General features: G+C 66.3%; 27 protein-coding genes. 15 read left to right on the top strand and 12 right to left on the bottom strand.

From position 1 onward, the window contains the following. Positions 1–29: 29 nt before the first annotated feature. From AUR65_RS14595 to AUR65_RS14560, 8 genes are all read right to left on the bottom strand, one after another. Positions 30–1,475, bottom strand: coding sequence for an oligosaccharide flippase family protein (locus tag AUR65_RS14595; protein WP_058567550.1), 1,446 nt, complete (start codon positions 1,473–1,475; stop codon positions 30–32). Positions 1,476–1,482: 7 nt separating this feature from the next. Beyond that, complete coding sequence (locus tag AUR65_RS14590; RefSeq protein WP_084816467.1) at positions 1,483–2,595, bottom strand: sulfatase-like hydrolase/transferase; 1,113 nt, start codon at positions 2,593–2,595, stop codon at positions 1,483–1,485. 5 nt (positions 2,596–2,600) lie between these two features. After that, positions 2,601–3,551, bottom strand: a complete 951-nt coding sequence (locus AUR65_RS14585; protein ID WP_058567548.1) for an alkaline phosphatase family protein — start codon at positions 3,549–3,551, stop codon at positions 2,601–2,603. Then, positions 3,548–4,489, bottom strand: coding sequence for an alkaline phosphatase family protein (locus AUR65_RS14580; protein ID WP_058567547.1), 942 nt, complete (start codon positions 4,487–4,489; stop codon positions 3,548–3,550). The genes AUR65_RS14585 and AUR65_RS14580 overlap by 4 nt, the downstream gene beginning before the upstream one ends. A 4-nt stretch (positions 4,490–4,493) precedes the next feature. Continuing rightward, entirely contained in the window at positions 4,494–5,405 is a 912-nt protein-coding gene (locus AUR65_RS14575; RefSeq protein ID WP_199180611.1) for a hypothetical protein, read from the bottom strand. A gap of 51 nt (positions 5,406–5,456) precedes the next feature. Then, positions 5,457–6,428, bottom strand: coding sequence for an alkaline phosphatase family protein (locus tag AUR65_RS14570; RefSeq protein WP_146047426.1), 972 nt, complete (start codon positions 6,426–6,428; stop codon positions 5,457–5,459). An 81-nt stretch (positions 6,429–6,509) separates the two neighbouring features. After that, the gene (locus AUR65_RS14565; RefSeq protein WP_058567544.1) at positions 6,510–7,655 is read right to left on the bottom strand and encodes a glycosyltransferase; all 1,146 of its coding nucleotides are present in this window, start codon (positions 7,653–7,655) and stop codon (positions 6,510–6,512) included. Beyond that, complete coding sequence (locus tag AUR65_RS14560) at positions 7,652–8,806, bottom strand: glycosyltransferase (protein ID WP_058567543.1); 1,155 nt, start codon at positions 8,804–8,806, stop codon at positions 7,652–7,654. Before AUR65_RS14560 ends, AUR65_RS14565 begins: the two co-directional genes overlap by 4 nt. Positions 8,807–8,923: 117 nt before the next feature. On the opposite strand from AUR65_RS14560, the gene aglJ reads away from it, so the two are divergent. Then, positions 8,924–9,832 carry an S-layer glycoprotein N-glycosyltransferase AglJ gene (aglJ, locus tag AUR65_RS14555; protein ID WP_058567542.1) on the top strand — a complete coding sequence of 303 codons (909 nt, stop codon included), beginning with the start codon at positions 8,924–8,926 and terminating at the stop codon, positions 9,830–9,832. A 53-nt stretch (positions 9,833–9,885) separates the two neighbouring features. Here aglJ and AUR65_RS14550 read toward each other — a convergent pair whose 3' ends face one another. Beyond that, entirely contained in the window at positions 9,886–10,212 is a 327-nt protein-coding gene (locus tag AUR65_RS14550) for a hypothetical protein (protein ID WP_058567541.1), read from the bottom strand. A gap of 138 nt (positions 10,213–10,350) precedes the next feature. Between AUR65_RS14550 and AUR65_RS14545 the strand changes: the two genes are divergently transcribed. Then, positions 10,351–10,563, top strand: coding sequence for a ribbon-helix-helix domain-containing protein (locus AUR65_RS14545; protein ID WP_004976972.1), 213 nt, complete (start codon positions 10,351–10,353; stop codon positions 10,561–10,563). Here AUR65_RS14545 and AUR65_RS14540 read toward each other — a convergent pair whose 3' ends face one another. From AUR65_RS14540 to AUR65_RS14530, 3 genes are all read right to left on the bottom strand, one after another. Further along, the gene (locus AUR65_RS14540) at positions 10,564–11,085 is read right to left on the bottom strand and encodes a hypothetical protein (RefSeq protein WP_058567540.1); all 522 of its coding nucleotides are present in this window, start codon (positions 11,083–11,085) and stop codon (positions 10,564–10,566) included. Then, the gene (locus AUR65_RS14535; protein ID WP_084816464.1) at positions 11,085–11,771 is read right to left on the bottom strand and encodes a hypothetical protein; all 687 of its coding nucleotides are present in this window, start codon (positions 11,769–11,771) and stop codon (positions 11,085–11,087) included. Before AUR65_RS14535 ends, AUR65_RS14540 begins: the two co-directional genes overlap by 1 nt. Positions 11,772–11,887: 116 nt before the next feature. Next, on the bottom strand, positions 11,888–12,175 hold the full coding sequence (locus tag AUR65_RS14530) for a DUF5779 family protein (protein ID WP_058567538.1): 288 nt from the start codon (positions 12,173–12,175) through the stop codon (positions 11,888–11,890). A gap of 358 nt (positions 12,176–12,533) precedes the next feature. Here AUR65_RS14530 and AUR65_RS14525 point away from each other — a divergent pair, with 358 nt between their 5' ends. The 13 genes from AUR65_RS14525 (at position 12,534) to ptsH1 (ending at position 24,747) form a co-directional block, all read left to right on the top strand. After that, positions 12,534–13,775, top strand: coding sequence for a LeuA family protein (locus AUR65_RS14525; RefSeq protein WP_233194383.1), 1,242 nt, complete (start codon positions 12,534–12,536; stop codon positions 13,773–13,775). A gap of 364 nt (positions 13,776–14,139) precedes the next feature. Beyond that, positions 14,140–15,894, top strand: a complete 1,755-nt coding sequence (gene ilvB / locus AUR65_RS14520) for a biosynthetic-type acetolactate synthase large subunit (RefSeq protein ID WP_058567536.1) — start codon at positions 14,140–14,142, stop codon at positions 15,892–15,894. Then, positions 15,891–16,547: an acetolactate synthase small subunit gene (gene ilvN, locus AUR65_RS14515; RefSeq protein ID WP_058567535.1), complete on the top strand. Its 657-nt coding sequence runs from the start codon at positions 15,891–15,893 to the stop codon at positions 16,545–16,547. Before ilvB ends, ilvN begins: the two co-directional genes overlap by 4 nt. Next, a complete protein-coding gene (gene ilvC / locus AUR65_RS14510; RefSeq protein ID WP_058567534.1) occupies positions 16,544–17,590 on the top strand; it encodes a ketol-acid reductoisomerase in 1,047 nt (348 codons plus the stop codon). The genes ilvN and ilvC overlap by 4 nt, the downstream gene beginning before the upstream one ends. A gap of 11 nt (positions 17,591–17,601) precedes the next feature. Next, positions 17,602–17,865 carry a hypothetical protein gene (locus AUR65_RS14505; RefSeq protein ID WP_058567533.1) on the top strand — a complete coding sequence of 88 codons (264 nt, stop codon included), beginning with the start codon at positions 17,602–17,604 and terminating at the stop codon, positions 17,863–17,865. Further along, positions 17,858–19,279 carry a 3-isopropylmalate dehydratase large subunit gene (leuC, locus tag AUR65_RS14500; RefSeq protein ID WP_058567532.1) on the top strand — a complete coding sequence of 474 codons (1,422 nt, stop codon included), beginning with the start codon at positions 17,858–17,860 and terminating at the stop codon, positions 19,277–19,279. The genes AUR65_RS14505 and leuC overlap by 8 nt, the downstream gene beginning before the upstream one ends. Next, on the top strand, positions 19,276–19,884 hold the full coding sequence (gene leuD, locus AUR65_RS14495; protein WP_058567531.1) for a 3-isopropylmalate dehydratase small subunit: 609 nt from the start codon (positions 19,276–19,278) through the stop codon (positions 19,882–19,884). The genes leuC and leuD overlap by 4 nt, the downstream gene beginning before the upstream one ends. After that, positions 19,877–20,851, top strand: coding sequence for a 3-isopropylmalate dehydrogenase (gene leuB, locus AUR65_RS14490; protein ID WP_058567530.1), 975 nt, complete (start codon positions 19,877–19,879; stop codon positions 20,849–20,851). The genes leuD and leuB overlap by 8 nt, the downstream gene beginning before the upstream one ends. A 203-nt stretch (positions 20,852–21,054) precedes the next feature. Beyond that, a complete protein-coding gene (glpR, locus tag AUR65_RS14485; protein ID WP_058567529.1) occupies positions 21,055–21,822 on the top strand; it encodes an HTH-type transcriptional regulator GlpR in 768 nt (255 codons plus the stop codon). After that, positions 21,819–22,736: a 1-phosphofructokinase gene (gene pfkB, locus AUR65_RS14480; RefSeq protein WP_058567528.1), complete on the top strand. Its 918-nt coding sequence runs from the start codon at positions 21,819–21,821 to the stop codon at positions 22,734–22,736. Before glpR ends, pfkB begins: the two co-directional genes overlap by 4 nt. A 105-nt stretch (positions 22,737–22,841) precedes the next feature. Then, positions 22,842–23,969, top strand: a complete 1,128-nt coding sequence (gene ptfC / locus AUR65_RS14475; RefSeq protein WP_004977002.1) for a fructose PTS transporter subunit IIC — start codon at positions 22,842–22,844, stop codon at positions 23,967–23,969. Between the two features lie 44 nt (positions 23,970–24,013). Continuing rightward, a complete protein-coding gene (gene ptfA / locus AUR65_RS14470; RefSeq protein WP_004970773.1) occupies positions 24,014–24,478 on the top strand; it encodes a fructose PTS transporter subunit IIA in 465 nt (154 codons plus the stop codon). Further along, positions 24,478–24,747: a phosphocarrier protein HPr gene (gene ptsH1 / locus AUR65_RS14465; RefSeq protein WP_008093366.1), complete on the top strand. Its 270-nt coding sequence runs from the start codon at positions 24,478–24,480 to the stop codon at positions 24,745–24,747. The genes ptfA and ptsH1 overlap by 1 nt, the downstream gene beginning before the upstream one ends. Position 24,748 lies beyond the last annotated feature (1 nt).

Here is a 24,748-nt window from a genome sequence, read left to right as displayed (position 1 = left end):
AACTGCAGTTAGCTCGGCCGGCGCGGGGTTCAGCTGAGTAGCGGGCCGGCGACGTTCCGGACGGTCAGGCGGAAGTGCGAGCTGATGACGGTAATCGTGGCGAAGTACACGCACGCGCCGAAGGCGACCACCGCGATGACGGCCGGCCACTCCCTGAGCGACACCACGTTCCGGAGCAGGAGGATGACCCCGCACATCACGGCCCCGCTCGCGAGCTGTTCGAACACCGGCCGCGGGAAGACGTACTCGCCGAACGTCTCGACGGTGTTGTACTCGTACATGAGGAACATGACGAACTCGGACAGGAACGTCGCGGCGACGACGCCCAGCAGTCCGAACCAGTTCGTAAACAGCACCGCCATCGGGACGTTGAGGGCGAACACGAGCGATTGGACGCGGAACACGTCTCTGGGCCTGTTCGTCCCCTCGATGACGGCGATGAGCGGCTGGTTGAACACGTTGATGGCGGTGAACGCCGCGATACCGACGAGCGCGGGCCCGCCCTCGGCGAACGCGCCGCTGAAGAACGTCTGCATGAGCGGGCGCGGCAGGGCGAGCGCGCCGAAGAAGATGGGGATTGCGAACAGCCCGGTGTAGCTGATCGCGTTCGACACGTCTCCGAGGACGTCCTCGCCGAGCGACGACTTGCCGCTCGCCTTCACGTTTATCGACGTGCTGATGCTGCCGGCCACCTGCGTCGCCGGCGTGACGAGTCGGAGCGCCGTCTCGTAGAACCCGACGGCCGCGTCGCCGACTAACCACCCGAGGACGATTACGTCCAACCGGCTGTACGCGTTGCTGACGATGGACGTGCCCACGCTCCAGCGCGCGAACTCGGCGATTCGGTCGATGGCGCGGCGGGACGGAAGCGCCGGTCTGACGCCCGCGCGAATCAGCAGGATGACGACGCAGACGACGGTCGCGAGCGCGATGCCGACGAGCAGGCCGAACGCCTCCATCCCGGCGAACAGCAACGCCAGCTGGAAGACGGTCGTGAGAACGCTCCGGAAGGTGTCTATCCAGAACGACTCGCCGGGGTGGCCGAGTCCCTGATAGAACCGGTTGAGTATCTGGAACAGCCCCTCGGTGGCGAACACCGCGAAGACGGCGGCGGCCACGTCGGCCTGCGTGATGAGGTCCGTGAAGCCGTAGAGGACCCAGATGAGTCCGCCCCCGACGCCGAGGAAGGCGACGTGGAACAGGATTCCGACGCCGAGATACTCGTGGGGCGCTTCGTCGACTTCGCTCACGCGCTTTTTGACCGCCTGTCCGACTCCCGCGGAGATGCGGATGAGTATCAGGCTTATCGTGTACGCGATGTAGTACCGGCCGACGCCCGCGGGACCCAGCACGCGGGCGAACACGAGGATGCTGACGAACCCGAACACGGACATCGTCAGCTTCGCCGTCAGCGACGAGAGCGCCTCGCGGCCGACGTCGAGCTCGGCCGTGTTCACGTCCTTGTCCTTCGACATTACTCGGTCAGAGGTAGCCCAGCGCTTCCAGGTCGTCTTCCGGAAGCTCGTCTTTCTCGACGGGGATGGACGCCACCCGCGACCAGTTTTTCAGCTCGGCGACCAACTCGTCGTCCTCCGCCGGCTCGCCGTCCAGCGTCACGACGCCGTCTTCGGTCGCCATGTGCGACGCGTTCATCGCCGCGTGTTGGCCGTTCGCCGCCGCGAACGCGACCTCACGGTCGAACTCGCCGTCGGCGTACTCCTCGCCGAGGAGGTGAGTCGGAATGTCGACGATACTCGTCACCTCGCCTTCGATGTCGATGTTCCGCGTGGCGACGGGGACCCGGATGATTTCCGGGCACATCGTCGCGTGGTGGCCCCACTCGCCTCGCTCCCCGAGGAGTTCCCCGTGGTCCGCACAGAAGTACACCTGCGTGTCGTCGGAGAGTTCGTCCCACAACCGCGCGAGCCTGTCGTCCGTCTCCTCGACCTCCCCGCGGTAGAGTTCCCGCCCGAGTTCCTCCTCGCGCTCGGTCGCGGTCCCGTTCAACAGCCGGCGGGTGACCTGCTGTGCTTTCGCCCGCGAGACGGGCGCGTCCTCGGGGTTGTACGGGTGGTGCGGCTCCATGAGGTGAATCCAGCCGAACCAGTCGTCGTGCCCCTCGACGGTGTCGAGGAACTCCTCGACGACGCTCCCGGCGTCGCGGTACTCCCGGGTCACTTCCGAGACGGAGCCTTGGACGGATTGGACGCCGTTCCAGACCCGCGAGGCCAGTTTGTACAGCGGGCTCTGCGGCGTCATCCTCGCGGCGACGCGGTCTTTGATTCCCTTTTCGCGCGACGGTTCGCTGAAGTGGTCGAAGCCGTGGTCGTAGCCGTACCGCGACGAGTTGAACCGGTTTGTCGTGATTCCGACGTTGAACTCGCGGTCCAGTTTCGGGACGAACGTCTCGTCCGGTTCGACGCCGACTTCGCCAACGTACGTGCCGCCGAATATCGACTGAAAACTCCCCGGGGTCGCGGTGTTCGTCGCGAAGGCGGCCGGGTGGCTCTCACCGAGGAACTCCCGCGTCGCCTCCATATACTGGTAATGGTCGTACCGGAGCGAATCGACCGTGACGAGGAGGGTGTTCGGCATGGCGCTCATTTGTAACCCAGCGCTCTTAAGCGCTCTTCAACCGCGTCGTCGCTCACCTGCGTCTCAGCGTGTTCAAGCGACGGTTCGTACGTCTCGTCGTCGCTCGCGGAGAGTTTGACCCACGGCACCTGCCGTAGTTCCGGGAGCGGGACGTGTCTGATGTGGCCATAGATGCCCCACTCCCCGAACGCCTCGCCGTGGTCCGCGGTGAGGACGACGGTGTCGGCGTCGAGGTTCTCCAGGAGCGTCTCGACCTCGTCGAGCCCCCATCGGAGGTTGTCGAGGTACGCCTCCCACGCCACGTCGCGGTCCAACTGACCGGTCTGGAGGAGGTCCCACTCCGAGCGGGTCATCTCTCCCTGTTCGCGGCTGTCCACGTTGCTCACGTCGAGGGTCCGATACGGCGTGTGCGGTTGCATGTAGTGGACGATGAGCCGGTCGTAGTCGGTCTCGCGGCCGACGCTAATCGCGCGGTCCGTGACTGACTCGGGTGGCATCCCGCCGAAGCCCTCGTCCCACGCGTACTCCCACACCTCGTCCAGGAGGCCGAAGGCGTCCGGTCCGACCTGGAACTCGTCGCCGAACCGACGCGTGTGCGCGTTCGCGGTCACGTACGCCGTCTCGGCGAGTTCGGCGCTCCGCTCGGGGGTGAAGTTGCGGTGGAGCCACTCCCACGAGGTCGACCCGAGCGAGGTCTCCGGGGGGACGTGACTCGGGAGGAAGTCGTACTCGTCGGCGACGGCCTCCATCGCGTCGACCCGAGCGGTGTCGAGCACGACGAGCGCGTCCCAGTCTCGGTCGTAGATGGACGTTCCGAGTTGGTCCGCCCCGGCGCGGTGGAACCCGCGGCGGAGCGCGCCGGACCAGAAGTCGTACGCCGACGAGGTTATCCCGTCGACCAGGCCGTACTCGCGTACCTTGAACTTCGACTCGTTGAGCCAGTCTGTGAGCGTCATTTGTATCCGAGTGCTTCGAGGCGGTCGGACACCTCGTCGTCGTTCAACTGTTCTTCGGCCGGTTCGAGCGTGGGTTCGTAGCTGCGTTCGTCCGCGCCGCTCGTCTCCACCCACGGCACGTTCTTGACCGCCGGGACGGGGACGTACGGCGGGTGTTCCCAGCACCACCACTCGCCCATGGCGTTAGCGTGGTCGCTGGAGATGACGACCGAATCGGCGTCGAGGTTCTCCAGAAGTAACGCCACGTCGTCTAACACCCATTCGAGGTTGTCGCGGTACGCCTCCCACACCGCGTCGAACTCGACCTCGCCGTCGCGGAGTTTGTGCCAGACGAACTTCTCGTGGTCGTCGGGAGAGCCGATGTCGTCGAAGGTGTGTCCGGTCTCGAACTCGCCCGACCGGAACGGGACGTGGGGTTGCATGTAGTGAACGACGAGTCGGTCGTGGTCGCCCGCTCGACCGGCGGCGATTGCCCGGTCGGTGACTGGACGGGGCGGAATCCCGCCGAAGTCGTCGTCCCAACCGTAGCGCCAGACCTCGTCGAAGCGGGCGAACCGGTCGCCGTCGAGTTCTCGCGAGAAGGGGTTCCCGGTGACGTACGCCGTGTCTCTTACTTCCGCGTCGTACTCGTCGGCGAAGTTCTTCTCCATCCACTCCGACGACATCGACGCCGCGGAGGGGAACGACTCGATGTCACCGAGGAACGGATACGAACCGCCGTCGGCGACTTCGCGCATCAGGTCGACCCGACACGCGTCGAGGAGTATCAGCACGTCCCAGTCGCGCTCGTACACCGGCGTCCCGTAGTTCCAGACGTCGCGGCCGAGTCTGATGAGTGCACCCTGCCAGAACTCGTACGCGGCGATTGCGCTTCCCCTCGAGAGCCCGTACGTCTGTACGTTGTCTCTCGTCTCTCGTATCCAGTCTTGAAGGCTCATTTCGTCACTTGTATCCGAGCGCTTCGAGGCGGTCGGACACCTCGTCGTCGTTCAGCTGTTCTTCGTCCGGTTCGAGCGTCGGCTCGTAGGTGCGCTCGTCCGTGCCCGTCGTCTCCACCCACGGGACGCGCTTGAGCGCCGGCACCGGCGCGTAGTCCGGGTGCCCGTAACACCACCACTCGCCCATGGCGTTGGCGTGGTCGCTGGAGATGACGGCGGTGTCGGCGTCGAGGTTCTCCAAGAGGAGCGCCACGTCGTCTAACACCCATTCGAGATTGTCGCGGTAGGCGTCCCACACCGCGTCGTGAGCGAGGTCGCCGTCGCGGTACCGGTGCCATATCCCGCGCTCTTCGCCCTCGGCCCCGCGTTTCACGCCGAAGTTCTCCTCGGGGTCTCCCCAGTTCACCGACGACGTGTCAGGCATCTCTCGGAACGGGACGTGAGGTTGCATGTAGTGGACGATGAGTCGGTCGTAGTCGCCCTCCCGGCCGGCGGCGATTGCCCGGTCGGTGACGCGACGCGGCGGAATCCCGCCGAAGTCGTCGTCCCAGCCGTAGCGCCAGACTTCGTCGAAACGGGCGAATCGGTCGCCGTCGAGTTCCCGCGAGAAGGGGTTTCCGGAGACGTACGCCGTGTTCGCCACCTCCGAGTCGTACTCGTCGGCGAAGTTCTTCTCCATCCATTCGGACGACATCGACGCCGCGGAGTACACCGACTCCATCGCTTCGAGGAACGGGTAGTCGCCCCCGGCGGCAACGTCGCGCATGAGGTCGTACCGGCACGCGTCGAGGAGTAACAACACGTCCCAGTCGCGTTCGTACACCGGCGTTCCGTAGTTCCAGACGTGCCCGAGACGGCGAAGACCGCCGACCCAAAACTCGTTCGCCGACACGAGCGCCGCCCGGCGGGCACCCATATTCTTCGCCCGCGCACGCGACTCACGGACCCAGTCACCTAGCGTCATCTGTTAGAGGTATCCGAGATGCCGAAGCCGGTCTTCGTACTCCCGTTCGCTCAGTTGGGTGTCCTCGACGGCGATTTCCGGGTCGTACGTCTCCTCGTCGGTCGCCGAAAACTCCACCCACGGGACCCGCTTCATGGCCCGGAGCGGGGCGGTGCTCTGGTGTCCGTAGCACCACCACTCGCCCATGGCGTTGGCGTGGTCGGCGGTGATGACGACCGAGTCGGCGTCGAGGTTCTCTTCGAGTATCTCGACTTCGTCCATCGCCCAGCGGAGGTTGTCGACGTAGGCGTCCCACACGGTGTCGTGGTCGACCTCGCCGTCGCGGAGGCGTCGCCAGAGCGTCTTGAACTCGGAGGGCGTGGGGTTGTCCAAGCCGCGTTTGAAATTGAACCACTCGGGGTGGTCGTCGATGAGCGACCGGAACGGGAGATGCGGCTGCATGTAGTGGACGATGAGCCGGTCGGGGTCGTGTTCTCGCATCACGTCTATCGCGCGGTCGGTCATCGTCCGCGGGGGGACGACGCCGAAGTCGTCGTCCCAGCCGTACTTCCAGACTTCGTCGACGAGGCCCACGCGGTCGGGGTCGGGAATGTCCCGAGAGTGGAGGTTCGCGGTCACGTACGCCGTCTCGGCGAGTTCGTCGCCCCACTCGTCGGGGTCGAACGTCTTCGCAATCCACTCGGGCGATCGAGACGCGACGGAGTCCATGACGTCCCGGTCGGCGTCGAACGAGTCGAGAACGTCGTACTCGCCGCTCCGAGCGACCTCGTCCATGATATCGACGCGACAGGCGTCGAACACGAGCAAGACGTCCCAGTCCCTGTCGAAAACCGGTTCTCCGTAGTTCCAGACGTACCGACCGAAATAGCCGAGCGCCCCCGCCCAGAACTCCTGGGCCGAGGCGGACGCACCGACCGCCACGCCGTCGTGCCTGATTCGGTTTCGGCTCTCAGTTATCCAATCTTGTAGAGTCATCGTTTGGGGACAGCCGCTCTGTCTCCCGCACAGAGCGGCGCATTCTACCGAGTGCAAACTCGCGATGAGGTATGTATCTATCTATCCATCTGTGTATTTTTCCGCGGCCGAGGTCACTCGCGCCTCGGCGGCCGTCTCGGCCACGACTTCGCGCATCCGCCGGTAGAACGTCTCTTTGCTGAACTGCTCGGCGTACGACTGAATCTCGTCGGTCGTCCACGAGACGCCCTCTCGCTCGAAGCGGTCGATGCTCTCTCGAATCGAGGCGGGCGTCGAGTCGTGGAGCATCCCGTTTTCGCCGTCTCGAATCTGGTACTTCGTGTACCCCTCGTTCACGCCGAGGACCGGCGTCCCGCTCGCGAACGCCTCGACGGGGATGAGTCCGAAGTCTTCGTTCATCGCGTTGAACACGACTGCCTTCGCCTCGCCGAGGCGACGGCGTTTTTCCGATTCGGACATGTAGCCGACGAACTCGACGTTGCTCGGGGCGAGTCGTTCGAGTCGCTCGCGCTCGTCGCCCGCGCCGCCGACGACCAGACGGGTGTCGAGGCCCTCGAAGGCCCGACAGATGTCGTCGATTCGCTTCTCGGGGATGAGCCGCGAGTACGTGAGGTAGTAGTCTTCCGTCTCGCGCGGCTCGTACCCCTCGATATCGACCGGCGGATAGACGACGGTCACCTTCTCCTCGGGGACGCCCCAGTACCGGCGGACGCGGCGCGCGACGAGTTCGCTGTTCGCGACGAACTTGTCCGGGAACTTCGTGTTCGGCAGGAACAGCGTCCGCGCCGCGAACGCGTAGAGCCGGGTCGCCAGCGTGTCCGCCCGTCGTTGGAACAGGTCGTACGGCGTCCGCGGCGTGCTGTGGATGTAGTGGACGACCACCTGTTCGTCTTCGGGGACGTACCAGCTGAGTTCGTTTTTCGACAGCACGAGCACGTCGTACTGCGTGAGTTCCGGGAGCCGCTGTGCGGCCCACGCGTAGTAGAGGTCGCGCGCGAAGACGGAGTCGGTGAAGTTCGCGGCGACGGTGTCTTCGAACAGAATCTCGGTCGGAACGTCGTCCGGAAGCAGGTCGCGCTCGCCGAAGCCGCAGTACAGCGGCGCATCGAGCGCCCGCGCCAACTCGTCCGAGACGAGTTCGGCACCTCCCGCTTCGAGGTAGTTCCCGTGGGCGATGGCGATTCGGTGGTCCGAGAGGTCGACGGCGTCCGCTTCCCCGTCGCTCATTCGTACACCTCTCGAAGCTCCTCGTCGACCTCCCAAATCGCGCTCCCCTCCCCGCGGAGCAGTTTCACGCTCGCGAACAGCAGCGACACCTGCGTGTCGAAAAGCGAGTACGCCGGCTGGAGCGAGCCGAGTTTATCCCGAGAGCCGAGCGCGACGAACGCCCCGACTGCGCCGGGGACGACCAGTCCGAGCGGTCCGCCGAGGGCGAACCCGGCGAGCGTCGCGACCGACAGCCCACCGGCGAGCAGCCACGGCGAGACGACCATGAACCACCAGTTGAACGGGAGGACGACCGCGCCGTACAGGCCGAAGCGGCCCAAGGCGTCGCGGTGTTGGGCGAGGAGTCGGATGAGCCCCATCGCGCGCCGGTCCTTCTGGGTCCGGCGCTTGGAGAACTCGGAGTGAGACGCCTCCTTGTAGCGGATGTCCGGGTCGAACACGACGCGCTTGCCGTTTCGGCGGATGAGGAGGGCGAGTTCGGTGTCGTCGGCGATAGAGTCGGGGTCGATGGGGACGATTTCGTCGTTCTCGAACGCCGAAAACGGCCCGTGGAAGATGAGCGTCGAGTCGAGGTGCGATTCGAGGGTCTGGATGCGTCCCTGAATCCCGCGGTAGCCCTCCTCGACGCCGCTCCCGCCGAGCACGTCCGCGTTGCGGCCGGTGACCGCGCCCACGTCGGGGTCGGCCAAGTTCGCCGCGGCGACGCGGAGCGCGTCGGGTGCCACTTTCGAGTCGCAGTCGGTCTTGACGACCATCTCGTGTTCCGCGGCGGCGTAGGCGTCGTTGAGCGCCGGGGCGAGGCCGCGGCGCTCGTCCTCTTCGATGAGGTTCAGCGTCGGCGCGTCGCGCTGGTCGAACCAGCGGCGGATGATGTCTCGCGTCGAGTCGTCGCTCGAATCGACGATGACGACTTCGACCTTCTCCATCGGGTAGTCGAGCGCGAGGACGTCGTCGAGTTTGTTCTCGATAATCCGCTCTTCGTTGTACGTGGGAAGGACGATGCTGACCGTCGGTTCGGCGTCCTGCTTGTTCGCCGGTGACCCCTCTGGCTTGCGTGCGAAGTAGAGTATCCCGTAGATGAGATACGGGATACCGGTGAGCGAAAGGAGTAACAAGGCCCCTTTCGCCAGACGGCGAGCAAGTGCGTTCATACCCCCCGGTTGAACGACTGCACTAAAAATGATACGGGTGCGGTCCGCGGCGTCGGCGCGGAACGCCCGGGGACGCATCCAGAAGTCCTTTTATAGTGCCCGCTGGATGTCCCGCTGATGGACTACGCGGACGTTTGCGTCCTCGTCCCGACCTACAACGAGGCGGAGACTATCTCCGAGGTCGTCGCCAGCTACCGAGACGAGGGATTCCACAACGTCCTCGTCATCGACGGCGACTCCACGGACGGGACGCGGGACCTCGCCGAGGAGGCCGGCGCGCACGTCGTCGTACAGCGCGGGAGCGGGAAGGGACAGGCGGTCAGGGAAGCGGTCGAAGAACACGTCGAGGCGACCTACGTCCTGATGCTCGACGGCGACGGCACCTACGAAGCGAGCGACGCGGCGAAGATGCTCGAACCGCTCACCGAGGGGTACGACCACGTCATCGGCGACCGCTTCGCCGACATGCGACCGGGCGCGATGACGCGGCTGAACAAGGTCGGAAACCGCATCATCAACCGGGCGTTCGCGTTTATCCACGGTCAGGACTTCCGCGACATCCTCAGCGGCTACCGGGCGTTCACCCGCGAGTCGTTCCTCGACATGACGCTCACGTCCGACGGCTTCGGCATCGAGACGGAGATGGCCGTCGAGTGCGCGAAACGCGACATCGAGACGACGGTCGTCCCCACGACCTACTACCCTCGACCGAACGGGTCGGACACGAACCTCAACCCGGTCCGCGACGGCGGTATCATCTTCCTCGAACTGTACCGCCGCGCCAAGACCAACAACCCGCTTTTCTACTTCGGGAGCGTCGGCCTCGCGTCGACCGCGACCGGCCTCGGACTCGCCGGCTACGTCGCCTACGAGTGGTTCGTCCGCTCTATCTCTCACGAGGTCATCGCCGTCGTCTCTGCGGCGGGGGTTCTCTTCGGGGTGCAACTGCTGATGTTCGGCGTGCTCTCGGACCTCATCCTCTCGCTCCACCGCGAGCAGATGAAACGAATCGAAGAACTGGAGTGAGCGTCGGCTCGAACCGGGCCGTTGGAACCGGAGAGACTCGACCGAGACCGCTTTCAGAACGGGACGAGCGCGCGAAGTCGGCCCATCAGGCTCTTGGACGCTTTGGCTCGGAACTCCTCGAACACGGGGTGGAGCGTCTCCAAGAGGTCCCGGCGGGAGTCGAATCGGTCCTTCGGAGCGGCGTCGAGGGCGTCGCTTATCGCGACCGAGTTGCCCGAGGCGTCTATCGGCACGGAAACGTCGTTGAGCGCCCGCGCGATTTCTCTCGCGTCCGCCGGGTAGTCGATGTCTGCGCTATCGACGTCATCGGCGAGCGCGGCGATACCGAATTCGATTGAGTCCGGCTCCGACGTATCATTTTGGGGCGGTCTCGCAGCCATCGAGCGTGTATAGGTTGTCCCCCATGGAAAAACCCCCGACCTCCGGCGGCATCGGCGATGAACGCCGAGAAATCACAACAAACGTGGAGCGTGTGCCTCACCGTTGGGGTTAACCTCGCCCGGTGCCACGTTCGAGCCATGACCGAGTACACGACGGTCTCGATACCGAAGGAGTTGGCCGCTCGCGTCGACGACACGCTCGAAGGAACCACGTTCTCGAGCACGAGCGACCTCGTCCGGTTCCTCCTGCGCAGTATCGTCATCCAACACGAGCGCTCCGGCGGCGACCTCTCGGAGTCGGAGTTCCAGGAGATAGCGGAACAGCTGACCGACCTCGGCTACCTGCGGTAGTCAGCCGAGTTCTTCCTGCGGCGGTTCGGCGTCGAGCACGACGAGTTCCAACTTCCGCCCGGCGCGGTCGAAGGCGGCGAGCGTCCGCCGCTCCCACGGGGGGACGGCGAGGAGCACCACGGCCGCGAGGTCGTCGCGCTCCGTGAGTTCGAACGGTCCCTGCGGGTGGGTGAGAAACCGGGCGCGGCCGCGTCCGGCGGGCGTCCCGAGGTCCATCCCGAAGACGGCGCTCACGGACTGGCCGGCCTCGGCCATGTAGAAGTGGGTGAGCACCGGCGTCTCCGGGTCGAGTCCGAGGTCCTCGTCGAACTCGCCCGCGGGCGTCGGCGCGAGGACGAGATTCATCGATGTCGGCTCGGCGTCCTCGGCCATGTCGAGAAGCAGGTCGACGAGCCCCCGCGTGGCGTGAACCCGCCGCTGGCCCGCCTCGGCGACCTCCTCCTCCTCGTCGGCCGCGCGGTCGGGCGTCGGCTCCGCGCCGGCGGCGTTCTCGTCACCGACGGCAGTCGTCTCGTCGGGCATCAGTTCGAGAGCATCGAGGTGAACGCCCGGAAGTAGGCGCTCGGGAGGTTTCGGCGGGCGTTCCCGAGCGCGGTCCGAAGCTTGTCGCCCGCGTCCGTGGGCACGCCCTCGCCGTGACCGACGAGCAGCCGCTCGGGGTCGTAGCGAGAGAGCACGCGCCGCGGCGGGAACGGCCGGAGCATCGGGTGGACGCCGAGGTGCTCGCCGCGGGCACAGAAGTAGTCGACCGTGCCGACCGTCTCGGGGACGACGAGCAGGTCGTACTCGTCGTGGTAGAAGCCGACCTCCTGCCACGGCGGGACGGAGCGGTCGACGAGACGGAACGCCTCGAAGCCCGAGTCGGCGAGGTCGGCCCCGAAGCGCTCGACCGGCGCGTCGAGTTCGTCGGCGACGTCGGTCATCCACGAGGCGACGTAGACGGGGGCCTCGTGGCGGTTCGCGATGGCCGCCGAGTCGCGCTTGTGTCGGTCGAGACCGACGACGACGCCGGCCACGTCGCCGAACTCGGCGAACAGGTCGTCGACGCCGGGGGCATCGACGGGGTCGAACACCCACACGTCGCCGTCGACTTCGACGGCGTGACTGGCGCGTTGCATGGTCTCGTCGGGGTGTGCGAGCCATCCGACACCGTGGTCCCATCGGTCGATTTCGCGGAGGTCGGACGTGCCGCGACCTTTCATCGGCATGCCAGTATCGTGGGGCGCGCGGCGCATAAGGACTCTCCCCGCGGCCGATGCACCCGGTTCTCGCGTCCCGCGTCGGCGCGGGCCGAGCGGCGGGGACCGCACCGCGAGCGGACCGGTCAGAGGTCGTCCGTGTTGATGTCCACGCCCGGCGGGGAGACGACGAGGAACTTCCGGAAGTGCATCAGCTGACCGTCCATATCCTTGATGTCGCGCGCGAAGCCCGACGCGAGCTTGTTGAGGTCGCCCTCGATGGCGAGAAAGAGGACGTTTCCGCGGGCGACGGACTGGACCCACTCCTCCGGCGGGGTCGACCCGTCGAGGACGCCGAGGACGACGTCACCCTCGGCGTCGTCCTCGTCGAGGTGTTCTTCGGCCGTCTGCAAGTTGAGATTGAAATCGCCCATACCCGCCCGGTTGTCGAGCGACGAGAAAAGGGTTCGGTCGAACCGCGAACGGCCCCACCGGGACGAAACGCGTGCATTGTTATCACGTTTCACGCGACAGTCGCAGTTTGCTCCACGTTTGTCCAGTCGTGGGTGCGCGCACCGGGCGCTAAATTTTGTTTCTAAATTCTATTTAGTTGTATTATGGTTCTGGAGTCATCGAACCCCGAGCCCACATATCAAGTCAACATATGTCATGATATCATATAAGGACGTTTAGGTACAGCGATTACCCCCGAGAGTGGTTGTCACGCAACACCCGGTGAACGTTCGTGATACTGTCGGGGAGAAACGTTTAAATAGGAGTTCGAGCACGTGACTGACACGATGTCTCACAACGACACGGAGGATTCGTCGGGTTCCCCGGCGGGTCGAGTTCTTCCAGGGCACATTAGCCCAACAATCTGAAATCGAAGACGTACGAATCTTCGACACGACACTCCGCGACGGCGAACAGTCACCGCGAACCTCGTTCAGTTACGAGGAAAAGCGCGACATCGCCGAAACCCTCGACGACATGGGTACCCACGTCATCGAGGCCGGGTTCCCGGTGAACTCGGAAGCGGAGTTCGAAGCAGTCGCAGATATCGCTGCTTCGACGGACGCGACGACGTGCGGGTTGGCCCGCGTCGTCGACAAGGATATCGAAGCCGCGCTGGATTCCGGCGTGGACATGGTGCACACGTTCGTGAGCACCAGCGACGTCCAGTTGGCCGACTCGATGCACGCTTCCCGCGAGGAAGCCGTCGAGCGGGCCGTCCGTAGTGTCGAACACGTCCGCGACGCGGGCGTTGAAGTAATGTTCTCACCGATGGACGCCACCCGGACGGACGAGGACTTCCTCATCGAAGTCGTCGAGGCCGTCTCCGAGGCGGGCGTCGATTGGATCAACCTGCCGGACACCTGCGGCGTGGCGACGCCGACTCGCTTCGCCCGCATGGTGGCCACGGTCCGAGAGCACACCGACGCGAGAATCGACGTGCACGCGCACGACGACTTCGGACTGGCGTCGGCGAACGCGATGGCCGGATTCGAGGCCGGCGCCGCACAGGCGCAGGTGTCGGTCAACGGCATCGGCGAACGCGCCGGGAACGCCGCCTACGAGGAGGTCGTCATGGCCGCCGAATCCCTCTACGGCGTCGACACCGGCATCGACACGACGAAGATAACCGAGCTGGCTCGCGTCGTCGAGGCGGCGTCCGACATCCCGGTCCCGGCGAACAAGCCGGTCGTCGGCCGCAACGCCTTCTCTCACGAGAGCGGCATCCACGCCGCCGGCGTCATCGAGAACGCCGACACCTTCGAACCGGGCGTCATGACCCCGGAGATGGTCGGCGCGACCCGCGAGTTCGTACTCGGCAAGCACACGGGGACGCACTCGGTACGCAAGCGCCTCGCAGATATCGGGTTCGAACCCACGGACGCCGAGGTCCGAGAGGTCACCCGCCGCGTCAAAGACCACGGCGCGGAGAAAGAACGCGTCGACGACTCGACGCTCGAGGTGTTCGCCCGCGACGTGGGTATCACCCACGAGGACGACACGGAGGAGGTCCGCGCCTGATGGCGCCGGGCTGTGGCCCTACGGGGCGACCGCCCTGCATGCGTCCGACCTCCCGAGTGGCGTGCAATCGTTGCCCGCCGCGAAAGCATTATTATCGCCGGGACGGACGTGTGGCATACGATGACCTCGCACGACGAACACGCGGTTCGCGCGACCCCGGAAACCGGGGCCAGCGCCGCCGACGTCGCTGCGATTCGGTCGCTCATTATTGTAGGGGCATAGCCCCCTACCACACCATCTCTCCGTCCCGCGGATTCGCACCGTTTTCAGACACGTCCGCAGTCCCCACAATGGCGAACCAGCACCACACGCAGTCACCAGACAACCCGTATCGACGACCGACCACACACCACGGAGCCCACACATGAGCGAACGAACCGCAGCCACGACCGACCCCGAAGCGGCCGACGACTCGACCGAGACGCCGACCGAGGTTACCTCGGGTTCGACGGCCGTCGTCCGCGCCCTCGAAAACGCCGGCGTCGAGACCGCCTTCGGCGTGCAGGGCGGGGCGATAATGCCCATCTACGACGCGCTGTACCACTCTGACATCCGGCACGTGACGATGGCGCACGAGCAGGGCGCGGCGCACGCGGCCGACGCGTACGGCGTCGTTCGCGGCGACCCCGGCGTCTGTCTCGCCACGTCCGGGCCGGGCGCGACCAACCTCGTGACCGGCATCGCCGACGCGAACATGGATTCCGACGCGGTGCTCGCGCTCACGGGGCAGGTCCCGTCCGACATGGTCGGCTCCGACGCGTTCCAGGAGACCGACACCACGGGCGTCACCGCGCCCATCACGAAGCACAACTACTTCGCCTCGTCGCCCGACACCGTCGGCGACACCGTCGGCGAAGCGTTCGCGCTCGCCGCGGAGGGCCGACCCGGCCCGACGCTCGTCGACCTCCCGAAGGACGTCTCGCTCAACGAGACCGACAGCGAACCGGGGCCGGCGCAGCCGCCCGAGACGTGCCGCGCCCGCACCGACCCCGCCGACGAGCAGGTCGAGGCCGCCGCGCGCGCAATCGAGCGCGCGGAGAAGCCCCTCCTGCTGTTCGGCGGCGGCGTCGTCAAGGCCGACGCGACCGAGGTCGCCCGGCAGTTCGCGACCGAGCACCAGATTCCGGTCGTCACCACGATGCCCGGAATCGGCGCGATGCCGGAGGACCACGAACTCTGCCTGTCGTGGGCGGGGATGCACGGCACCGGCTACGCCAACATGGCCATCACGCACACCGACTGCCTCATCGCGGTCGGCACGCGGTTCGACGACCGCCTGACCGGCGGTATCGACACGTTCGCGCCCGAGGCCGAGGTCGTCCACATCGACATCGACCCGGCGGAAATATCGAAGAACGTCCACGCGGACTACCCGGTCGTCGGCGACGCCGGCCGCGCCATCGAGCGCGTCGACGCCGAACTCGACGAGGGCCCCGACGCGCCCGAGTGGGTCGACCAGTGTCTCGCGTGGAAAGACGACTACCCGATGGACTACGCGGCCCCGGACAACGAGCCGCTGAAGCCGCAGTTCGTCGTCGAGGCGCTCGACGAGGCCACGCCCGACGAGACCATCGTCACGAGCGGCGTCGGCCAGCACCAGATGTGGGCCGCCCAGTACTGGACGTTCACAGAACCGCGGCGGTGGGTTTCGTCCCACGGTCTCGGCACGATGGGCTACGGCCTGCCCGCCGCAATCGGCGCGCGGGTCGCGGCCGACGACGACGAAACTGTGGTCTGCGTCGACGGCGACGCCTCGTTCCTGATGACGATTCAGGAACTGTCGGTCGCCGTCCGCGAGAACCTCGACATCACGGTCGCCATCCTGAACAACGAGTACATCGGGATGGTCCGCCAGTGGCAGGACGCCTTCTTCGAGGGCCGACGCATGGCCGCCGGCTACGACTGGTGTCCCCAGTTCGACAAGCTCGCCGAGGCGTTCGGCGCGCGCGGCTGGACCGTCGACTCCTACGAGGAGGTTCCCGGCGCCATCGAGGAAGCGCTCGCGTACGACGGCCCCTCGGTCATCGACTTCCACGTCGACCCGGCGGAGAACGTCTACCCGATGGTCTCCTCGGGCGGCGCGAACGGTAAATTCGCACTCTCGGAGGACCAGTTATGAGCGACAATCGAAAGGGACTGCAAGGCCCCGCGCCCGACGAGCGGCCACACCCCGACGGCCGACGCAACGCGCAGGGCATCCGCATCGACCCCGAAGCGGAATCGGAACACGAACCGCGGCGAACGGTCTTTTCGGCCATCGTCGAGGACGAACCCGGCGTGCTCTCGCGCGTCGCCGGCCTCGCCGCCCGCCGCCAGTTCAACATCGAGAGCCTCACCGTGGGCCCCACGACCGTCGAGGGTCACTCCCGCATCACGATGGTCGTCGAGGAGCCCGAACCGGGCATCGACCAGATAGAAAAACAGCTCGCGAAGCTCAAGCCCGTCATCTCTGTCGGCGAGTTGGACGACGACGCCGTTCGCGCGGAACTCGTCCTCCTGAAAGTCCGCGGCGAGGACCCCGACAAGGTCCACGCCATCACGGAGATGTACGACGGCCGCACCCTCGACGCCGGTCCCGAGACCATCACGGTCCAACTCACCGGCGACGAGCGCAAGATAGACGACGCCGTGGACGCGTTCCGACGGTTCGGCATCATCGAAATCGCCCGGACCGGCCAGACCGCGCTCGCTCACGGCTCGAAGAAGACCGTCCCCGGAGAGGAACCCGGAACCTCCGGCGAACCCACCAAACCCAACACGAACACGCAATGACAGAACTCACCACGGAAGTTTACTACGACGACGACGCCGACCGCTCCCAAATCGACGACAAGACCGTAGCCGTCATCGGCTACGGCAGTCAGGGCCACGCCCACGCGCAGAACCTCGCCGACAGCGGTGTCGACGTGGTCGTCGGTCTCCGCGCCGGCTCCTCGTCCCGCGACGCCGCGGAAGCCGACGGCCTCCGCGTCAAAGAGCCCGCCGAGGCGGCCGCCGAAGGCGACATCGTCTCGATTCTCGTCCCCGACACCGTCCAGCCGGCGGTGTTCGAGGAGATTCGAGACTCCCTCGACGCCGGCGACACGCTCCAGTTCGCCCACGGCTTCAACATCCACTACAACCAGATTCGGCCCCCGGAAGACGTCGACGTGACGATGGTCGCGCCGAAGTCGCCGGGCCACCTCGTCCGCCGTAACTACGAGGCGAACGAGGGGACGCCGGGTCTCATCGCGGTCTACCAGGACGTGACGGGCGACGCCAAGGAAGAGGCGCTGGCCTACGCGCACGGCCTCGGCTGCACCCGCGCGGGCGTCATCGAGACGACGTTCCAAGAGGAGACCGAGACCGACCTGTTCGGCGAGCAGGCCGTCCTCTGCGGCGGCGTCACCTCGCTGGTCAAGCAGGGCTACGAGACGCTCGTCGACGCGGGCTACTCCCCCGAGATGGCGTACTTCGAGTGCCTGAACGAACTGAAGCTCATCGTCGACCTGATGTACGAAGGCGGGCTCGGCGAGATGTGGCACTCCGTCTCTGACACCGCCGAGTTCGGCGGGCTGACCCGCGGCGACCGCGTCGTCGACGAGCACGCCCGCGAGAACATGGAGGAGATTCTGGAGGAGGTCCAAGACGGCACCTTCGCCCGCGAGTGGATTCTGGAGAACCAGGCGGGCCGCCCGTCGTACTCCCAGCTCAAGGACGCAGAGGAGAACCACCACATCGAACAGGTCGGCGCGCCCCTGCGCGACCTGTTCGCGTGGGCCGACGACGAAGAGGAAGCGGACGCGGAGAAAGCCGAAGCACCGGCGGACGACTGAACACGACACCAATGACACGCGACGACACGACCGACCGAATGCGAGACATCAGCCACACGAACCCCTATACGGGCGAGACGTTCACCACGGTCTACGAGCGCGGCCCGGCCGTCACCGACGGCGGTCGGAGCGACGCGACGCCCGCGGCGACGGACTCGACCGAGACGGAGACGATGGGCGACGTGGACCACACGCCCCGCAACGGCGAGGGCGCGAACCAAGTCTGGGAACGCGGCCACGACGACCGCGTCGTACCGGGTGACGAACATGAGTGAGGGAACGCTGTACGACAAGGTCTGGGAGGAACACACGGTCTCGGAGCTTCCGACCGGGCAGACGCAGTTGTTCTGCGGCCTGCACCTCATCCACGAGGTGACGAGCCCGCAGGCGTTCGGCATGCTGCAGGAGCGCGACCTCGAAGTCGCCTACCCCGAGCGCACCCACGCGACGGTCGACCACATCGTTCCGACGTCGGACCAGTCGCGGCCCTTCCGTGACGACGCCGCCGAAGAGATGATGGCCGAACTCGAACAGAACGTCCGCGACGCCGGCATCAACTTCTCGGACCCGACCTCGGGCGAGCAGGGAATCGTCCACGTCATCGGGCCCGAGAAGGGACTCACCCAACCCGGCATGACCATCGTCTGCGGCGACAGCCACACCTCGACCCACGGCGCGTTCGGCGCGCTCGCGTTCGGTATCGGGACGAGCCAGATTCGCGACGTGCTGGCGACCCAGACGGTCGCGATGGAGAAAAAGAAGGTCCGGAAGATCGAGGTCACGGGCGAACTCGGCCCCGGCGTCGAAGCCAAGGACGTCGTCCTCGAGATCATCCGCCGCCTCGGCACGGAGGGCGGCGTCGGCTACGTCTACGAGTACGCCGGCGAGGCCATCGAGAACCTCGACATGGAGGGTCGGATGAGCATCTGTAACATGTCCATCGAGGGCGGCGCTCGCGCGGGCTACGTCAACCCCGACGAGACCACCTTCGAGTGGCTCAAGCAGACCGACTACTTCCAGGAGAACCCCGAGAAGTTCGACGAACTGAAGCCGTACTGGGAGTCCATCCAGTCCGACGACGACGCCGAGTACGACGACGTCGTCACCATCGACGGCTCCGAGCTCGAACCCGTCGTCACGTGGGGGACCACGCCCGGACAGGGCGTCGGCATCACCCAGCCGATTCCGGCCCCGGAAGACCTGCCCGAAGAGAAGCAGGACACCGCCCGGATGGCGCAGGAACACATGGGCGTCACGCCCGGCGAGACGATGGAGGGCTACGAAATCGACGTGGCGTTCCTCGGCTCGTGTACGAACGCTCGCCTGCCCGACCTCCGCCGCGCGGCGGACATCGTGAAGGGCCGACAGGTCGCGGACAGCGTCCGCGCGATGGTCGTCCCCGGCAGTCAGCGCGTCAAGGCCGCCGCAGAGGCGGAGGGCCTCGACGAGGTGTTCAAAGAAGCCGGCTTCGAGTGGCGCGAAGCGGGCTGTTCGATGTGTCTCGGCATGAACGAGGACCAACTGGAGGGCGACGAGGCCTCCGCGTCCTCGTCGAACCGCAACTTCATCGGTCGGCAGGGGTCGAAAGACGGCCGCACCGTCCTGATGAACCCGCGCATGGTGGCCGCGGCGGCCATCACCGGGGAAGTGACTGACGTGCGCGAACTGAAGGAGGTGACCACGGTATGACCGACGAAATCCCCGAAATCGACTCCGCGTCCGGCTCCGGTGTTCCCATCCGCGGCAACGACATCGACACGGACCAGATCATCCCGGCGCGGTTCATGAAGGTCGTCACGTTCGACGGCCTCGGCGAGTTCGCGTTCTTCGACCAGCGGTACGACGAGAACGACGAACCCAAGGACCACCCGATGAACGAGCCGCAGTTCCAGGACGCCTCCATCATGGTCGTCAACGCCAACTTCGGCTGTGGCTCCTCTCGGGAGCACGCCCCGCAGGCGCTCATGCGCTGGGGCATCGACGCCATCGTCGGCGAGTCGTTCGCCGAGATTTTCGCGGGCAACTGCCTCGCGCTCGGCATCCCGACGGTCACCGCGGACCACGAGACGATCACCGAACTGCAGGGCTGGGTCGACGAGCACCCGGACGCAGACATCGACGTGGACGTGGAAAACGAGACGGTCACCTACGGCGACACCACCGTGGACGTGACCGTCGACGACGCACAGCGGAAGGCGCTCACCGAGGGCGTCTGGGACACGACGGCGCTCATGAAGTCGAACGCCGACGCGGTCGCCGAGAAAGCCGCCGCCCTGCCCTACGTCGATGACTGAGGAAATCGTCGTCATCCCCGGCGACGGCATCGGCGCGGAGGTCATCCCGGCGGCGGTTGACGTGCTGAAGGCCGTCGGCGACTTCGAGTTCGTCGAGGCCGACGCCGGCGACCACGTGAAAGAAGAGACGGGCGAGGCGCTCCCGCAGGAGACGTACGACCTCGCCGCCGAGGCCGACGCGACGCTGTTCGGCGCGGCCGGCGAGACCGCGGCGGACGTCATCCTGCCGCTTCGGACCGCGGTGGACTCCTTTGTCAACGTCCGCCCGGCGAAGGCCTACCCCGGCGTCGACGCGCTCCGCCCGGAGACGGACCTCGTCTTCCTCCGGGAGAACACGGAGGGCGTCTACTCCGGCCACGAGGACCGCCTCTCTGAGGACCTCTCGACGCTCACGCGCGTCGTCACCACCTCGGCGTCCGAGCGACTCGCCGAGTACGCCTGCGACTACGTCGGCGGCGAGGGCGGCAGTTTCCAGGTCGCCCACAAGGCGAACGTGATGCGCGAGACGGACGGTCGCTTCCGCGACGCCGTCGTCTCCGTCGCCGACGAGCGCGGCGTCGAGGCGGAGGAGGTCCTGATGGACGCCTTCGCCACGCGCGTCTGTCTGGACCCCACGCAGTTCGACACCATCGTCTGTCCGAACCTCGCGGGCGACGTGCTCTCGGACCTCGCCGCCGGCCTCGTCGGCGGCCTCGGACTGCTCCCCTCGGCGAACATCGGCCCGGACGCCGCGCTGTTCGAACCGGTTCACGGCTCCGCGCCCGACATCGCCGGCGAGGGAATCGCGAACCCGGCCGCGACGATTCTGTCCGCGGCGATGCTGCTCGACTACCTCGACTACGAGGAGGAGGCCGACCGCGTCCGGTCGGCCGTCGAAGGCGTCCTCGCCGACGGGCCGCGCACGCCCGACCTCGGCGGCGACGCCTCCACGGAGGACGTGACCGCCGCGGTCCTCGACCGACTCTGAGCGTCGGCGACGCACCGAACCGGCGATTCGGCGTTCGTTTCGAACACGCTCGTTTTCGTTTCTGATCGTTTTCTCATCGACGAACACCCTGTTTTCGTTCCTGTGTGGGATTCGGCTGTTTCGAGCAGATACGGGCGGAATCCAACATAAACAATTAACACTACTCCCCGACCTATCTCCCACCTAACGAGGAATCGCCACCGATGTTACCAGCAGAGCGCAAACGCCGCATCGTCGAACTCGTCTCCGACTCGGACGGCCGGTCGGTCGAGTCGCTGTCCGAACATCTCGGGTACTCGAAGGCCACGATACGGCGTGACCTGCGCGAACTCGAAGACCGTGGGCTCATCGAGCGGTCGCACGGCGGGGCCGTCCCCGTGACCTCCGTCGGGCGCGAGCAGACCTACGGCCAGAAGGAAGTACAGAATCTCGAAGGAAAACGCGCAATCGCGGACCGCGCGGTCGAGGAACTGGCCGAGGGGCAGGTCGTGTTCTTCGACGCCGGGACGACCACGATGGAGGTGGCCCGCAAGGTCCCCAAGGACGGGACGATACTCGGCGTCACCAACTCGCCGCGGCTCGCCATCGAACTGAACGAGGAGGACAACGAGGTCAAACTCACGGGCGGGACGCTCCGCCGGCGGACGAAGGCGCTCGTGGGGCCGACCGCGGAGTCGTTCATGGAGCGGACGAACTTCGACCTGCTGTTCCTCGGCACGAACGCGTTAGACGTGGAATCCGGCCTCACGACCCCGAACGAGGACGAGGCGCGGATGAAGGAGCTGATGGTCGAGAAGGCCGCGAAGGTCGTCCTCGTCGCGGACCTCTCGAAGCTCGGCCGACGGAGCTTCGTCCAGTTCGCATCGCTCGAAGAGATTGACCTGTTTATCACCGACGGGACGCTCGACGCCGACTCGCGCGAGGAAATCGAGAGCGCGGGCGTCACCGTCGTCGACGGAGTTGCACGATGATTCTCACAGTCACCCCGAACCCAGCAGTCGACCACACGATTCACTTCGACGAACCGCTTCAGACCGGCGTCGTCCACCGGACCGACGACGCGGTGTTCACCGCCGGCGGCAAGGGCATCAACGTCGCCAAGTACGTCTCGGCGCTCGACGCCGACGTGACCGCCTCGGGCTTTCTCGGCGGCCATTTCGGGAAGTTCGTCCGCGACCGACTCGACGCCGACGGCATCGCCTCGGACTTCGTCACCGTCGACGCCGACACGCGCCTGAACACGACCGTGCTCGCGGAAGACGGCGAGTACAAACTCAATCACAACGGCCCGCAGATTCGTGCAGCCGACGTGGACGAACTCGTCGAGACCGCGCAGGCGAACGAGCCCGACACGCTCCTCGTCGGCGGCAGTCTCCCGCCGGGGATGTCCCTCGCCGACGTCGATAGACTCGCCCGCGCGGGCGACTGGCAGATTGCGGTGGACATGGGCGGCGAGCACCTCGCCGAACTGGAGGCCGACTACTACGTCTGCAAACCCAATCGCTCGGAACTCGCGGCGGCCACGGGTCGAACCGTCGAGACCGAAGCCGACGCCGTCGAGGCCGCCGAGGAACTCCACGCGCGCGGCTTCGAGTACGTGTTAGCGTCGCTGGGCGCGGACGGCGCGCTCCTCGTCACCGACAGCGAGGTCCTCTCCGCGCCCGCGCTCGACGTGGAGGTCGTGGACACGGTCGGCGCGGGCGACGCCGTCATGTCCGGCTTCCTCGCCGCGCGCGAACACGGCCTCTCGGACGCCGACGCGCTCCGAATGGGCGTGCTGACCGCGTCCCGCGTCGTCGGCGTCGCCGGCACCCGCGTCCCGAACCTCGAAGACGTGCTGACGAACGAGACGCACGTCGAGGTGACGACCGTTCGGAGCCGGTGATTCTCAGATGAACGTTTGTTAACGACCGAAACGCTCAGTAACGTTCATATTCGAAAGGGTTTTTGAGCACATTTGCGTACGTTCTTTCGTAGGGGTGGCAACACTATGGCAAACGACGCAGAAGACGCGGTTCGGTCCTACCTCACTTCGGTGAAGGAGGACCTGATGACTGGGGTATCGTTCATGATTCCGTTCGTGACCATCGGCGGAATCTTCCTGGCGCTGGGCTACGCGGTAGCCTCGCTTTCGAACAACGTACAAGACGTATTCAACAGCACGGGGACCGCCGGCTGGTTCCTCGCGCAGATCGGCGTCGCTGGGCTGACGCTGATGGTTCCGGTCCTCGGCGCGTACATCGCGTACGCAATCGCCGACCGACCGGGCCTCGCACCGGGGTTCATCCTGTCGTACATCATCCAGCAGGGCAACGTCCTACAGGCGGCCGGTGACGTCATCGGCCTTCAGGGCGGCTCCGCCGGCGCGGGCTACCTCGGCGCTATCGTCGCCGGGTTCCTCGCCGGCATCGTCGCGCGCTGGTTCAAGCAGCGCGACGTGCCGGAGTTCATCGCGCCGATGATGCCCGTGCTCCTCATCCCGGTGGCGACCACGGCGGTCCTCACGCCCATCATGCTGTTCGTGCTGGGCGTTCCGATTTCCATCGCCAACGCGGGACTCACGAACTTCCTGAGCAACATGCAGGGCGGCGGACAGGCGATTCTCCTCGGGGGCATCCTCGGGGCGATGATGGCGGCCGACATGGGCGGCCCCATCAACAAGGTCGCCTACGTGTTCTCCGTCGGTCTCATCTCCGAGGGCGTTACCGCGCCGATGGCCGCGGTCATGATCGCGGGTATGGTCCCGCCCATCGGCCTCGCGCTGTCGAACTTCATCGCGCCGCAGAAGTACGCGGCCGAGATGTACGAGAACGCCAAGAGCGGCGTTCTCCTCGGCTTCTCGTTCATTACTGAGGGCGCGATTCCGTACGCGGCCGCCGACCCGGCCCGCGTCATCCCCAGCGTCGTCGCCGGCAGCGCCGTCGCCGGCGCGGCCTCGATGGCGCTCGGCGTGAACATGCCGGCTCCGCACGGTGGCATCTTCGTGGTTCCGCTGTCGAACCAGCCGTTCATGTTCATCGCGTGCATCCTGCTGGGCTCCATCGTGACCGCCGTCATCGCGACGGCCATCAAGCCGAACTTCGACGCCAAGGTCGCGGCCCAGAGCTCCGACGACTGACCACACCGAACTAATCTTTCCAGACTCGAACGAAGTACAATACAATGGACGTCACTGACATCAGCACCATCACACCGCTCGAACTGATCTCGCTCGAAGAGCCGCCGGCGACGAAGGAGGGGGCCATCGAGTTCCTCCTCGACCTCGCCGTCGACGCCGGTCGCGTCGACGACCGCGACGCCGCGCTCGACGCCCTCCTCGAACGCGAGGAAGAGGCGACGACCGGCGTCGGCTTCGGCATCGGCATCCCGCACGCGAAGACCGACGCCGTCTCGAAGCCGACGGTCGCCTTCGCGCGCTCGACCGAGGGCATCGACTTCGACGCCATGGACGACAAGCCGGCGAAGCTCCTGTTCATGATTCTCGTCCCCGCGGCGGGCGGCGAGGACCACCTGCAGATTCTGAGCGCCCTCTCGCGGTCGCTCATGCACGAGGACGTACGCGAGAAGCTCCTCGAAGCCGAGAGCAAGCAGACCGTCCAGGACGTGCTCGCCGAGGTGGTCGAGTGATGGAGCGGACCGTCACGGTCGTCCCCGAAGACGGGCTTCACGCCCGTCCGGCCTCGCAGTTCGTCGAGACCGCGAACGAGTTCGACGCCGACATCCAGCTCGGCCGCGCCGACGAGGACGACCTCGTCCCCGCCGCCAGCATGCTCGCCGTCACCGGTCTCGGCGTCGGCCACGACGAGTCCGTGCGCCTCGTCGCCGAGGGCGACGACGCGGAAGCGGCACTCGACGCCCTAGAGGACATCCTTTCGACGCCTGAAGCCAAACAGTAAG

It is taken from the genome of Haloferax marisrubri (genome assembly GCF_001469875.2).
Taxonomy (GTDB): domain Archaea; phylum Halobacteriota; class Halobacteria; order Halobacteriales; family Haloferacaceae; genus Haloferax; species Haloferax marisrubri.
Note: the sequence above shows the minus strand (reverse complement) of the source record. Positions and strands in the feature narration are given on the sequence as shown.